Below are 13,251 nucleotides of genomic sequence, written 5' to 3'. Positions count from 1 at the left end.
ACCGGCCCCAATCCACCCTTGAGCTATCGTGCAGGCTTCTATATGCGGAAACCGCAACCGAGCAACCCTGCCCCACATGTCGCCCGAGAAAACCCTTCTGATCACGACGCTGGCCGAATACCAGACCCGATTCTGGATTCCGGTGGCGCAGCGGCTGCGCGCGGCGGGATATGCGGTCGAGCTGCTTGCCTTCGACGATCGCAGTGCCGAGATGTCGGCGGCCGCGGGCGTCCCGGTCGTGAACATGTACCGCGAAGGCCTCAAGACCGGGCCCTCGCCCGATGACCGGCAGGCTTTCGATGCCCGCATCGAAGCCTACGGTCTGGACGGCTCCAACTTCCTGTTCAGCCACGAACGCTTCACCTTCGGCATCCGCGACACCGCCGCGCTGCGCCGTCGCTTCATGATCTACACCAACGCCATGGAGGCGCTGCTCGACCGGCTGGAGAGCCAAGGCAAACGCGCCGAGCTGGTGCAGGAGCTCGGCGGCTTCCTCTCCGTGATCACGAGTTTCTACGCCGCCAAGCGCCGCGGCATCCGCAACTGGTTCATCGAGCCGTCGTTCTTTCGCGGACGGATGTATTTCACGCCCGACAGTTTTGGCGCGCCCGAGATGATGGCGAAGCCCGCCGACGACGTCTCGGCTGATGTGAAATCCTATCTCGATGCCACGCTGAACCAGCGCGCGATCGTGATCCCGAAGAAGGACGCGCATCATTACTCGGCGGCGTTCAAGAAGGTGGTGAACCTGCGCAACTCGCGCCGCCTCGCCGAAAAGCTGTGGGACCAGTTCGCACTCGGCAAGCACCAGGAGTTCGGACACAATCTGCGGCACGCGAGGGTGCACGCGATGATGGCCGTCAACGCGGCGAGACTTCGCAAGCTCTATCGCCCGATCCCCGAGACGCCGTTCGTCTACTATCCCTTCCACGTTCCCGCCGACATGGCGCTGACGCTGCGCGCGCCTGATTATCTCGACCAGGTCGCGACCGTCGACTTCCTGCTGCGGACGATCCCGGATTCGCACCTGCTCGTCGTCAAGGAGCATCCCGCGCAGATCGGCGCGATCTCGGCGGATCGGCTGTTCGAGCTCGCACGGCGCTTCGACAATCTCGTCTTGTTGCCGCCGCAGACCAACAATTACGCGGTCCTCAACCGGGCCGATGCCGTCATCTCCGTCAACAGCAAGTCGGGCGCCGAAGCCCTGTTGCTCGGCAAGCCGGTCGTGGTGATGGGCGATGCGTTCTATCGCACCTGCCCGCTGGTCTATTCGGCCGACCGTATTGCCGACGTGCCGCAGCGCCTGCGCGAGGCCCTGCGTGCCGGACCGTTCGACCCCGCCCGAGGTGCGCCCTATTTCGAAGCGGCGTGGCGGCGCTCGTTTCCCGGCGAGCTCTACATCGGCGATCCCGGGCTGCTCGACACGTTCACGGCCTCGTTGCGAGCCGCGCTCGCCGAGCCTGCGGCTGCTCACTGAACGGATCACGCGATGCCTCTCGTCTCCATCATCATGCCGTCCTGGAACGTCGAGCGCTTCATCGAGGAAACCATCCATTCGGTGCAGGCCCAGACTTTCGACGACTGGGAACTGCTGATCGCCGATGACTGCTCGACGGACCGCACCCCCCCGATCATCGCGGAGATCAGCGAACGCGACCCGCGCGTCAAGCTGATCCGGCTGCCGAAGAACGGCGGTCCGGCGCTGGCGCGCCAGGCCGCGATCGACCAGGCAAAGGGCCGCTATCTCGCCTTCCTCGACAGCGACGATCTGTGGCTTCCCGCCAAGCTCGAGCGCCAGCTCGCCTTTGCCCGCGAGAGGCGCGCCGCGCTGAGCTACACCGCGTTCCGCCGCATCGACGAGGCCAACACCATGTCCGGCCGGCTGATCGCGGTGCCGGCGCAGCTGAGCTACGATCAGCTCCTGAAGAACACCTCGATCGCGACATTGACCGCGCTGGTCGACCGCGAGATCGCGGGGCCCGTCGCGATGACCAACGAGGGCTACGACGATTTCTGCCTGTGGCTCTCCATCCTCCGGCGCGGCCATATCGCCCACGGCCTCAACGAGGATCTGGCGCGCTACCGCGTCAGGGGCTCGTCCGTCTCCAGCCGCCCGATGCGCTCCGCCAAATGGGTCTGGAACGTCTACCGCAACGTCGAGCAGCTGCCGCTGCTCAAATCGGCCTGGTGCTTCGGCCATTGGAGCGCGCGCGCCTGGCTCAAGCGGCGGCAGTTCTAGCGGCACGTGACGCTTGCGGCCCTGGTGCGGGCAAGCATTGCGCGGCCGCCTGCAAGGGCCGGAAATGAACATTGCGGGCTTTATCGGTTGTCATTAGTCTGACCCGGGTCACCGGGGAGCTTTGCGTGTACAATCAAGCCCGGGCATAAATCGACGCCCGCTCTGCTGATGACCGCCGACGTCGCGGCGAATGCCAGCCGATTGCCGAACGACTGCATCGCCAGATATTATCACAAGTCCGCCATCTACGTCGCCGACGCGCCGCATTGACCAATCGCCGTTTGCCGGAGGCATGAACGTGAAAACAATCGGCGTTATCACGTCGGCCTGCTCAAATCGCATCTCGCGGTCTGCTCGGGCGCGTATCTGAAACACGCGGTCTCCCCGCAGGCGCGCATCGCCGAGATCCTGGAGCTGCCGCGCCAACCGGTCCTTCACCCGATTTTCGAGTCGACCTTTCCGCGCCAATGATCCGTTGATTTATATCGCTTTGCGATATATTTGGGTCGGGCCGGCCGGCCGCTGTGACCGGCTCTGCTCCGTCAACATTACAATTGCGTTATTCCCGATCGGACCAAGATGACACGCTCCATCCCCGCCAATTCCCTGCCGCGCCTTGGCGACTTCACGACAGACCGGCGTGTTCTGATGCTGGTTGCCATGGCCGTCTTCGTCGGCGCCGGCGGCGCGGCGACGGCGTGGCTGTTGCTGCACGCCATCGCGATCGTCACCAATGCGGTATGGCTGCAAACACTGAGCACGCAGACGCTCTCGCTGTCGGGCGTGAAACCGGGCGCCTGGATGGTGGCGGCTCCAGCCTTCGGCGGCCTCGTCATCGGCCTGATGGCGCGCTTTGGCTCAGAGAAGATTCGCGGCCACGGTATTCCCGAGGCGATCGAGGCCATCCTCATCGGCGGCAGCCGTCTCCAGCCGAAAGTCGCCGTCCTCAAGCCGCTGTCGTCGGCCATCTCGATCGGGACTGGCGGCCCGTTCGGGGCCGAGGGCCCGATCATCATGACCGGCGGCGCCGTCGGCTCTCTCTTCGCCCAATGCTTCCATCTCACCGCCGCCGAGCGCAAGGCGTTGCTGGTCGCCGGTGCGACCGCGGGTATGACGGCGATCTTCGGAACCCCGGTCGCCGCCGTCATGCTCGCCGTCGAGCTTCTCCTGTTCGAGCTGAAGCCGCGCAGCCTGATTCCCGTGATCGCCGCCTGTGTGGTCTCGTCGGCGCTGAGGCCCTGGCTGATCGGCACCGGCCCGCTGTTTCCATTCGCCGACCAGCTCGATTTGCCGTGGTGGGGACCGCTTGCCTGCGTCGGCATCGGCATCGCCGCAGGATTGCAATCGGGATTGCTGACCACCCTCCTGTACAAGGCCGAGGATTTCTTCGGCCACCTGCCAATTCACTGGATGTGGTGGCCGGCGATCGGCGGATTGTTCGTCGGCGCCGGCGGCCTGATCGAGCCGCGCGCGCTCGGTGTCGGCTACGATATCATCGGCGACCTGCTCAGCGACCACATTGCGGTATCGGCCACGGTCCTGATCCTGCTCGTGAAGTCGGCGATCTGGATCGTTGCGCTGGCATCGGGCACCTCCGGCGGCGTCCTTGCGCCGCTTCTCATTTTCGGCGGCTGCGCCGGCTGGCTCGAAGGACAGTTGCTGCCGGGCGCGCATGGTGCGTGGGCGCTCATCGGCATGGCCGCAATGATGGGCGGCACCATGCGCTCACCGCTGACCGCGATCCTGTTCGCTGTCGAGCTGACCGGCGACTTTGCGATGCTCGGACCGCTCCTGATTGCCACGAGCGCGGCTTATGCGCTGACCGTGTTGCTGCTCAAGCGCTCGATCCTCACCGAAAAGATCGCGCGACGCGGCCAGCACGTCGTGCGCGAATACGGCATCGACCCGTTCGACCTGCTTCGCGTCAACGAAGTGATGGTGAAGGATGTCGATACTCTGCCCGCAACGATGACCGTCGGCGAAGCGGTATCGTTCTTCTCCGGCGGGGAACGACGTCACAAGTCCTATCCGCTGATCGATGCCGGCGGACGGGTCTCCGGTCTCGTCGGCCGCTCGGACGTCCTGCGGTGGCGCGCGGAAAGCGCCGATGGCCGCGACACCCTGTTCGACTGCGCCTCGGACCTCTCGCTCACGCTCGGCTATCCCGACGAGCCCGTGTCGCATGTTGCCGATCGGATGGTTCTGGCCGACGTCGGGCGGGTGCCGATCGTCGAGCGCGCGACCGGGCATCTCGTCGGTCTGATTGCCCGCAAGGACCTCCTGCGCATTCGCGCCACCGCAAGATCGGTCGAGACGCGGCGGTCCGCTTTCTTCGGCCCCGGCCGCCGCGAGCCGTCACATCACGCGACCGTCCTCGACGACGCGCCGACGACCTGATCGAGCTGGTCGAGCGAGAATTTGCGCAGGTCCCGGCCTTCGCGCAGCGCCCTGTACCAGTCGACCGTGAGGCGCAGGCCCTGGGCCAGATCGAGCCGCGGGGTCCAGCCGAGCTCGCCGCGCGCCTTGGCGCAGTCGAGCCTGAGATAGGCGGCTTCGTGCGGATGCGGGCCGGCATCGGCCGTCCAGCGCGCGCCGTCGCCCCACAGCGCGATCAGATGTTCGACCACGGTCCCGACCGGTACCTCGCTTGCCGCATCAGGCCCGAAATTCCAGCCGCCGATGAAGTGCTCGTCGCCCGCCAGCCGCTCGACCAGCTTGAGATAGCCGAGCACCGGATCGAGCGCGTGCTGCCACGGCCGCACCGAATTGGGATTGCGGATGCGCAGCGCCTCGGCCGCGAGGAAGGCCTGCATCGCGTCGGGTACCAGACGGTCGCGCGCCCAGTCGCCGCCGCCGAAGACGTTGCCGGCGCGCGCAGTCGCGACACGCGCCGCGCCCTTCGCATTGAAGAAGCTGTGGCGATAGGAGTGCGTCACGAGCTCGGCGCAGGCCTTGCTGTTGCTGTAGGGATCGTCGCCGCCGAGACGGTCGCTCTCGCGGAAGGCCGCGCCCGTGCCGTTGTTCTCGTAGCATTTGTCGGTGGTGACGATCAGCATCGCCTGAAGCGAGCGCAACTGCCGTGCCGCCTCGAGCACATGGACCGTACCCATCACGTTGGTCGCAAACGTCTCGACCGGCTCCTCATAGGACGGGCGCACCAGCGCCTGCGCGGCCATGTGGATGACGATGTCGGGATCGGCCTCTGCCATTGCACCGCGCAAGGCCGAGAGATCGCGGATGTCGGCCACGCGGTGCTTGATGTCGTCGGCGATGCGGGCCGTCACGAACAGCGCGGATTGATGCGTCGGCGGCAGTGCATAACCGTAGACGCTGGCCCCGAGGCGACGCAGCAGCAGCGAGGCCCACGCGCCCTTGAAGCCGGTATGCCCGGTCAGAAAGACCTTCTTGCCGCGCCAGAATGCCGGATCCGTCACCAGATCCTCCATTTGGCGCGGCTGCTGGCCCACTCGCCCTCGAGGAAAGTACGGTCGCGCAGCGAATCCATCGGGTGCCAGAAGCCGGGATGCATGTAGGCGCGCAGATCGTCGCCGCGGGCGAGTTGCTCCATCGGCTCGCGCTCCCAGATCGTCTTGTCGCCCGCGATCAGCTCGCCAACCGACGGCGACAGCAGGAAGAATCCGCCATTGATCCAGCCGCCGTCGTCATTGGGCTTCTCCTCGAAATTGACCACCCGGTCGCCTTCGATCGCGACCGCGCCGAACCGTTTCGCGGGCCGCACCACCGAGACGGTGGCCCTCCGCCCATGCGCCTTGTGGAAGGCGATCTCGGCGGCAAGATCGATGTCGGCGACGCCGTCGCCATAGGTCAGTGCAAAGAACGGCTCGTTCGCGACGTAAGGCAGCACCCGCTTCAGCCGGCCGCCGGTCTGGGTGTCCTCGCCGGTGTCGACCAGCGTGACCCGCCAGGGCTCGGCGGTCTCGCGATGCACCTCCATCCGGTTCTCGGCGAGATGGAAGGTGACGTCGGACATGTGCAGGAAGTAGTTCGCGAAGTACTCCTTGATCATGTAGCCGCGGTAGCCGAGGCAGATCACGAAATCATTGAAGCCGTAATGGCTGTAGATCTTCATGATATGCCACAGGATGGGCCGGCCGCCGATCTCGACCATCGGCTTCGGCCGCGTGCTGGTCTCTTCGGCAATTCGGGTTCCCAGACCACCCGCGAGGATGACAACTTTCATTCAACTGCTCCGAACGGGGGAGGCGCGCTCCCTGGCCTTCCTTTGGGCCCCTACAAACTCAAGCCAGCTATGAAATCATTTAGATGAACATGACTTCCCAGGGAACCCGCTATTTGAGGCCAGAATCGCGCCAGCTCGACACTGACGCGCTTTTCGCGATTCCCTAGTCGAGTGCTCGCCTGCCTCAATTAAGATTGGCTTTGTCCTGTGCAGGGGCAGCAAAGCTCGAAGAGGGTCTCCGATATCCGAAATAGTTCCGGCATCGTTAGATGCGCTCCAGGACGATCGTCATCCGAAATGCCAGATGCTTCCGGACTGGAGCCGGTATCCTTTTCTCGAGCCCCAGCATCGGGCCGACCAGCGCGGCCGGCATTAAGGACCACTTCTGGAATCCACCGCTCATCGGATAGGCAAACAGGCTGTGCCATTCAACAGCGCGGACTTGCAAGGACGGAACGACCTGTTCGAGACGACTGCGCGCACGGGGCTCTGCGAACAACAAAGTGGGAATCGCCTGGTTGGCGTCGAACGGCTGACGATGCGGATTGATTACGACAGGCGCGAATGGATCGACATCCATGTCCACGGGCTCTTCGTGGAACCGATCGTAAAATCGGCGAGCGAGAGTGGTCATCGCCGGTTCGATCATCGCAAGACACCCGCCCGGCTTCAGGACGCGCGACGCCTCCTGGAGAAATTCGATCGGGCTCTCCAGGTGATGCAAAACGTCGAGCATCACCACACCAGAAAACAATTCGTTCGAGAAAGGCAAACTGTGAGCATCGGCAACCACGTCGATGCCTGGAAAGGACATGATGTCGACGGAAACGACATCGGCGCGCGATTCCTTGATGTGAGCGGTCCCCCCCCCGATGTCGAGAACGAAGCCCGGCGGACATCTTTCGAACAACCGCCGATGGTAGTCATGGTAGAGAGCGCGCAACCCCTTCTTTCTCTCCCAAACTTCCCGGTGAATGATCTGGCGTTGATCGAGACCGGCTGTATGCTTTGTCATGACGATTAAATCGCCTTGAGCTTGCGGTACGCGAACCACACCATTCTCAGGAGCAGCCATCCGTCTCGAAATCGCGATATCTGGGTTTCGCCGAAGGTACGCGCCTTGTAGTGGATCGCAGTCTCCACAATCTTCAGATTTTGCTTCGCGGCGCCGAAGATCAGGTCAAAATCTCCGAACGGATCGAAGTTGCCGAAATAGTTGCGCTCCCGCGCGAGCACCTCGTAGTCTTTTCGTAACAGGGCTTTGGTGCCGCATAGCGTGTCGGTGAGCCGGGTGTTTACAAGGTAACTGAAGAGATAGGCAAAGCAGCGATTGGCGATGAGATTGAGCGGTCGCATCGCCTCGTTCTCCATGGGATAGATCAGGCGGGTGCCATTGACGAATTCTGCTTTGCCAGTTTCGATGAGCGAATGGTACTTCGGCAGAGCTTCCGGCGGCATCGTCAGATCTGCATCGAGAATCATAAGCACGTCGCCGGTTGCCGAAGCGAAGCCCTTTCGAACCGCGTCGCCCTTACCCTTGCCGTCCTGCTTCAGGACCTTGATATCCCATTCTTGCTTATAGGCATCGCGTACCCGCTCGCACTCCTCAAACGTGCCGTCGCTTGAATTTCCTTCGACGAAAAGGATTTCCTGCCTAACGGCGAACTTCGGCATCCGCAGTATGGCGCTTTCGATGTTGCCTTTCTCGTTTCGACAGGGAACGACGATGCTCGCCGAGTATTTCCGATCTCGAAACGCCAGGATCGGACGTCCGACGAGATAGGTTCGCAGACATAACGATCTGATTCCGGGCAGCGGCGCGATGAATCGATTGACGAACGAACCAATTCCGAACCAACGCAGCGGGATCAATTGCCGCTGCTCGTGACTGATCACCTCGAAGTCCGCGATGTCCATCAGATTCAAGAAATCAGTGGTCGCAATGTAATTGATCTTCGGTTGCCTCCTCCGCAGCTTCAGCAGCTCGGCCAGCTGCAGGATCGGCTCCCACAAGTGAGAGTAATAGGAGATTATGATCCGCGTGGATGGCGTGCACAACTTATGCACCAGTCCCAACGTACTCTCGATGTCTTCGAACATGCCGATGGTATCGGCGATCACAATGTAATCAAACGGCCCCTCGATTCCGGCAAGCGTTGCCGGGCTCTCGACGTCGCCCAGAATAAATTCCAGGCCGGGATGCAATTCCCTGGCTCTGGCAATTGTGTTGGCGCCGAAATCCACACCGACGCCATACGACGGCTCCAGCGCAGCCAGGAGTTCCCCTTGACCGCAGCCCAGTTCCAACACCCGCTTTCCCGGAGGAACCAGGAAGCGCATGAATTTGCGATCACCCTCGCGATATGCCGCATTGAACTGGTTAGGGCCATCCTGCTTGCCCAGGCCGGATTCGGCATACTCCAAAAATTCCGTTTTTCGTAAATTGCCGACAGATGGTGAAACAGTGGATTGCGCTAGATTCATTGAGGCTCCCCGGCAGCCGTGAATGTCAGAGGATCGTCAGGTGACGCGTGCGATAACGTTCATGCTTTCACCGCTGGCGACTAACGCCTGCAACTCCTTGGCTGTAGAAGGCAGGCGGTTCTTCGTTCTCTCGTGGTAAAAAACGTACCGGTTTGGGATGAAGTAAGAAAGCAGCTGATCCAGCGAAGTACCCCGTTCCTCGAGCACATAAGGCGCCAATTCCATCACGAAGATCGGGCGCACATCTCGAAGCAATGAGGTCGCGCCCTGAAGGACGTCGCACTCGAACCCATCCACATCGAGCTTTACCAATTGCACTCTGCGGTCCGCGTGCTCGGCCAGCAAGCTGTCGAGGCTTCTCGCCAGCGCTGACTCGGTTTGCATTTCGCTACCAAGATGCTTCGCGTGCAGTACCGCCGCCGTTTCAGCAAGAGGCCAACTTGAGTAGATGGCGTCCGGGACGGGGGTTCCGTCTGTGGCAGTTAGGAAACAGTGAAACGGTTCCACCCGGGGCGTAAGCGACGGATTGAGTTCAAGGTTGCGTCGGAGCTTGCCAAATGCAAAATCCGTCGGCTCGAATGCCATAACTCGGCCCTTGGGCCCGACCAGCTTGGCCAAACGCAACGTGTGCGCGCCGATATTGGCTCCGATATCCAGCACAAGCGAAGAGGGTTCCGTCAATTGGCTCAGCGCGATTGCTGTGCTGCGTTCGAACATGCCACCGAGATAGATGGCAAAATCTATTCCCTGCGCGAGGTCGAGATCGTAACTGATTCCGTCCCGGACGACGATCACGCGGTCGGTTCGGCCCAACAGCGTGCGCGCCCCATGAACCGCACGATAGATCGCGCGGGCGGCAGCAATTTTATGGATCGTTTTCATTCGATCAGTTCCGGGTCACGATGGGCGAACGCCGGCATTCCTAACTGACCGGGCTATGCGCTGTAAATTATCGGTTCGCGTTCAGCAACCGTCCCAGCACGCCCGACACGCTGGGGTTGACCGTCGACCGAGCATCGGGCAGCTATCCGATCGGCGGGAGAAGTACGACGCAAGGGGGCGCAGGCGCGAGATGTCAGAACAATCCGTCAAAGTGCGGTGCCAGCCGCTCTGGCGCTGGATCGCACTGCTGTCGGCAGTTTCGTTTTTTGTCTTTCGACATAATACTGCGCACCACCCCTACTATGCTACCCACGATATGGACCAGGTGACGGCGCTAGACGTGCTTCTGGTCCAGGGCGGCGTGCTCCCGGACCAGGTGACCCATCCGGCCGCCGGCATGTATCTCATGCTGTCCTGGAGCCAGTGGCTCGGCTGGCTGGTTGGGCTCGTGCAAATGCGCGACTACACTGCAATTTATACTTGGGCCAATCCGTTGCTCGGCGTTGCCGAACTGATCGAATTTCTCCGCGCGCATCTGGCGGTCCTCGCAGTGGCCACCGCTTTGCTGTTCACGTTTGCCGTGGCCAAGGTTACGAAAGGCGGATCGTTGTTCGTCATCTTCGTATTTCTCTGCTTTGCAGGCTCGCGATCGCTCGCGTATCAGACGATCCTGTTTCGAACAGACCTTTTTGCTCTCTTCTATGTCTCATGCAGCCTGTTCGCTGCGGTAGCCGCTGTCGGTGCGAATCGAACGTGGCGATCATTCGCTCTGACGATCGCTTCCGGTATCTTCTCCGGACTTGCATTCACCACCAAGGTTCAGATTATACCGATCATTGCGGCTGTGCCGCTGCTTGCACTTCTAATGATGCTTCGAGAGAGCAGCTTGTCCGCGTTTTCGCAGTTTCCGCGGCGGAGCAATCAAGTAGTTGCGGCCTGCTCGATCACTCTGTACGTCGCCCTTGTGGCGCTCTCCTTTTTCATCGAGTTGCCGGAACAGTTTTATCACTATCGAACATCGTTTTCGGTGACGCCGCTTTGTATCGTCACTGGCTTGGCCCTGGTTTTTCCGGTGGCACTCACCGAGTTCTTCAAAAAGCCCGAAAGCTTGGCTTATCGATTTGGCTCTTTCGCGAACCTGATGGGATTGGGAGTTGTCCTCTCGATTCCGCTCCTGATGCTCACCTTTTCATCCGCGGCGACCGGCGCTTTTTATGCGTCGTCCATTTTCAAGATCGCCTTTCTGGGTTCGGTAGACACCTCCCTCCTTGCGGGCCAGAACCTTCCTTCACTCTGGCAGCACTTCACGGCTGCTCCCATTCTCTTTCTTGCGCCCGCCGCGATGCTTGGCACATTCGCCGTTAGCCAACGCCGATCATCAAACCACGGCGAACTTGCAGTTCTCGGGACGATCTTTCTGTTGTTCTTGCTATCCGCGATGGCCTTCAACAGGGGGATGCACGGACAGGACATCATTGTCTCCGAACCGTTGAGTTTGCTCCTGAGTGCCGTGCTTCTGCACGCCATGTGGAAGCAAGCCATCGTTTTTCGACTAGCGGCTGCTGGCGTCTCGGTCTTGTTGGCGATCAATGTCATAATACAAAGCCAGCCCGCTCCGCTCATTGACGCTCAGTTCTCTGGATACTTCCAAGAGACAAGGCAATTGATGACCGCATACGGTCGCGGAAACCAGGGTTTATTCGAGGGGGAGTTCCGCCGCCTTTTTGTACAAACTGACGAGGGCTTGCCGGTACCTATCGCATCTCGCGACGCGATCTTCGACCAGACCGCCAACTACCGCGCCATCGTATCGCAGGTTGAATTCACCCTGCCCAATCTCCGCGTGGACCGCGGCCGCATCGGCGTGGTCGCCGAGGGACTGTCGCCATTCGGCCACCAACGTCTCGCAGCGAAATTTTCGAAAGTGGGCCACACCTTTGACGGCGCAACATCCTATGTGCCCCAAGCCGCAGCTCCCTTTTCGAAGGCCGAAGGACTTGGCAGATGGCTGGTCCGGCTAGGCGTTCATTCGATCGAAAGCGACGCTCTGCTCCATATTCGCCCTGAGTTGATTCGGACCAGATTGGATCTAAGCGTCTTCGTTCTGGTCCCGACGACGATGAAGGACCAATTCGAGTGGCCTTCTGAGGGACCTGCTGAAATCGGGGTCGGAGATCAAACCTACGTCGCCGTGCCTATCCCCGCCTATCCGCCGGACGAACTCTTGCGCAAGCTCAAGACGGTCAATGATCGGATCATCGTGATCAAACGAAAGCATGCGTAAACCATCGAGACTGGACCCGACTGTCCATTTCCGCGGCTGCGCTCGCTCCAGGTAGTGGCATTTGCTTCCGTGCATTGGAGGTACCCAGATACCCCAACAAGAGGGTTGGCGATCTCACGGCTTACCGATACCACTCTGCTCGCCTAGCCTGGGCAAAGGCCTCCCGCTCTGCACAAGATCAACCTGGAACCGATAATGCCGTTTGACAGCTACAAGAACAGCCGCGTCCTCGTGACCGGAGGCGCCGGCTTCATCGGATCGCACCTTTGCGAGCGACTGCTCGATGCGGGAGCCGAGGTGGTGTCCGCGGACAATTACTTCACCGGCAGCCGGCGCAACATTGCCCATCTGATCGCAAATCCGCTGTTCGAGGCGGTCAGGCACGACGTCACCTTCCCGCTCTACATCGAGGTCGACGCGATCTTCAACCTCGCCTGCCCGGCCTCGCCGATCCACTACCAGCGCGACCCCGTTCAGACCACCAAGACCTCGGTGCATGGCGCCATCAACATGCTCGGCCTCGCCAAGCGGCTCAAGGCGCGGATCTTTCAGGCCTCGACCAGCGAGGTCTATGGCGATCCGCTGATCCATCCCCAGACCGAGGATTATTGGGGCAACGTCAACCCGATCGGCATCCGCTCCTGCTACGACGAGGGCAAGCGCTGCGCCGAGACGCTGTTCTTCGACTACTGGCGCCAGCACGGCCTGCCGATCAAGGTCGCGCGCATCTTCAACACCTATGGCCCGCGCATGCAGCCCAATGACGGGCGCGTGGTGTCGTCCTTCATCGTCCAGGCGCTCAAGGGCGAGGCGATCACCGTGTTCGGCGACGGCGGACAGACCCGCTCGTTCTGCTATGTCGACGATCTCGTCGAGGCCATCCTGCGGCTGATGGTGACGAACGAAGACGTCACCGGCCCGATCAATCTCGGCAACAATTCCGAGTTCACGATCCGCGAACTCGCCGAGAAAGTCATCGAACTCACGGGCTCCCGCTCCAAGCTGGTGTTCAAGCCGCTGCCGCAGGACGACCCGCGGCAGCGCCAGCCCGACCTCACCAAGGCGAAGGCGGTGCTGAACTGGGAGCCGAAGGTTGCGCTTGAGGACGGCCTGAAGGAGACGATCGCCTATTTCAAGCACTCGCTCGAAATCGCCTGATTC

The 13,251-nt window shown here is 61.5% G+C and carries 10 protein-coding genes; 5 read left to right on the top strand and 5 right to left on the bottom strand.

Going from position 1 to position 13,251, the window contains the following annotated elements:
• The first annotated feature begins 76 nt into the window (after positions 1-76).
• The 3 genes from AB7Z56_RS13950 (at position 77) to AB7Z56_RS13940 (ending at position 4,636) form a co-directional block, all read left to right on the top strand.
• Positions 77-1,477 carry a capsular polysaccharide export protein, LipB/KpsS family gene (locus tag AB7Z56_RS13950; RefSeq protein ID WP_354141768.1) on the top strand — a complete coding sequence of 467 codons (1,401 nt, stop codon included), beginning with the start codon at positions 77-79 and terminating at the stop codon, positions 1,475-1,477.
• Positions 1,478-1,489: 12 nt separating this feature from the next.
• Positions 1,490-2,239 (top strand): glycosyltransferase family 2 protein, encoded by a 750-nt coding sequence (locus tag AB7Z56_RS13945; RefSeq protein ID WP_354141767.1) that lies wholly within the window; start codon positions 1,490-1,492, stop codon positions 2,237-2,239.
• Between the two features lie 579 nt (positions 2,240-2,818).
• Positions 2,819-4,636 (top strand): chloride channel protein, encoded by a 1,818-nt coding sequence (locus AB7Z56_RS13940; RefSeq protein ID WP_354141766.1) that lies wholly within the window; start codon positions 2,819-2,821, stop codon positions 4,634-4,636.
• Here AB7Z56_RS13940 and rfbG read toward each other — a convergent pair.
• The 5 genes from rfbG to AB7Z56_RS13915 form a co-directional block, all read right to left on the bottom strand.
• On the bottom strand, positions 4,600-5,673 hold the full coding sequence (gene rfbG, locus AB7Z56_RS13935) for a CDP-glucose 4,6-dehydratase (protein WP_354141765.1): 1,074 nt from the start codon (positions 5,671-5,673) through the stop codon (positions 4,600-4,602). The genes AB7Z56_RS13940 and rfbG overlap by 37 nt on opposite strands.
• Complete coding sequence (gene rfbF, locus AB7Z56_RS13930; protein WP_354141764.1) at positions 5,670-6,440, bottom strand: glucose-1-phosphate cytidylyltransferase; 771 nt, start codon at positions 6,438-6,440, stop codon at positions 5,670-5,672. Before rfbF ends, rfbG begins: the two co-directional genes overlap by 4 nt.
• A gap of 265 nt (positions 6,441-6,705) precedes the next feature.
• Positions 6,706-7,455 (bottom strand): class I SAM-dependent methyltransferase, encoded by a 750-nt coding sequence (locus tag AB7Z56_RS13925; protein ID WP_354141763.1) that lies wholly within the window; start codon positions 7,453-7,455, stop codon positions 6,706-6,708.
• A 5-nt stretch (positions 7,456-7,460) separates the two neighbouring features.
• Positions 7,461-8,924 (bottom strand): glycosyltransferase, encoded by a 1,464-nt coding sequence (locus AB7Z56_RS13920; protein WP_354141762.1) that lies wholly within the window; start codon positions 8,922-8,924, stop codon positions 7,461-7,463.
• Between the two features lie 36 nt (positions 8,925-8,960).
• Complete coding sequence (locus AB7Z56_RS13915; protein ID WP_354141761.1) at positions 8,961-9,806, bottom strand: FkbM family methyltransferase; 846 nt, start codon at positions 9,804-9,806, stop codon at positions 8,961-8,963.
• A gap of 190 nt (positions 9,807-9,996) precedes the next feature.
• On the opposite strand from AB7Z56_RS13915, the gene AB7Z56_RS13910 reads away from it, so the two are divergent.
• Positions 9,997-12,090 (top strand): hypothetical protein, encoded by a 2,094-nt coding sequence (locus AB7Z56_RS13910; protein ID WP_441256343.1) that lies wholly within the window; start codon positions 9,997-9,999, stop codon positions 12,088-12,090.
• 195 nt (positions 12,091-12,285) lie between these two features.
• Positions 12,286-13,248 (top strand): UDP-glucuronic acid decarboxylase family protein, encoded by a 963-nt coding sequence (locus AB7Z56_RS13905; RefSeq protein ID WP_354141759.1) that lies wholly within the window; start codon positions 12,286-12,288, stop codon positions 13,246-13,248.
• Positions 13,249-13,251: the final 3 nt, after the last annotated feature.

Source organism: Bradyrhizobium sp. 482_C4_N1_8 (assembly GCF_052075965.1).
GTDB lineage: Bacteria > Pseudomonadota > Alphaproteobacteria > Rhizobiales > Xanthobacteraceae > Bradyrhizobium > Bradyrhizobium barranii.
Note: the sequence above shows the minus strand (reverse complement) of the source record. Positions and strands in the feature narration are given on the sequence as shown.

Coding starts and splice junctions, on each gene's coding strand:
- AB7Z56_RS13950 (WP_354141768.1), top strand. CDS start 77: ATGTCGCCCGAGAAAACCCTTCTGATCACGACGCTGGCCGAATACCAG.
- AB7Z56_RS13945 (WP_354141767.1), top strand. CDS start 1,490: ATGCCTCTCGTCTCCATCATCATGCCGTCCTGGAACGTCGAGCGCTTC.
- AB7Z56_RS13940 (WP_354141766.1), top strand. CDS start 2,819: ATGACACGCTCCATCCCCGCCAATTCCCTGCCGCGCCTTGGCGACTTC.
- rfbF (WP_354141764.1), bottom strand. CDS start 6,440: ATGAAAGTTGTCATCCTCGCGGGTGGTCTGGGAACCCGAATTGCCGAA.
- AB7Z56_RS13925 (WP_354141763.1), bottom strand. CDS start 7,455: ATGACAAAGCATACAGCCGGTCTCGATCAACGCCAGATCATTCACCGG.
- AB7Z56_RS13920 (WP_354141762.1), bottom strand. CDS start 8,924: ATGAATCTAGCGCAATCCACTGTTTCACCATCTGTCGGCAATTTACGA.
- AB7Z56_RS13915 (WP_354141761.1), bottom strand. CDS start 9,806: ATGAAAACGATCCATAAAATTGCTGCCGCCCGCGCGATCTATCGTGCG.
- AB7Z56_RS13910 (WP_441256343.1), top strand. CDS start 9,997: ATGTCAGAACAATCCGTCAAAGTGCGGTGCCAGCCGCTCTGGCGCTGG.
- AB7Z56_RS13905 (WP_354141759.1), top strand. CDS start 12,286: ATGCCGTTTGACAGCTACAAGAACAGCCGCGTCCTCGTGACCGGAGGC.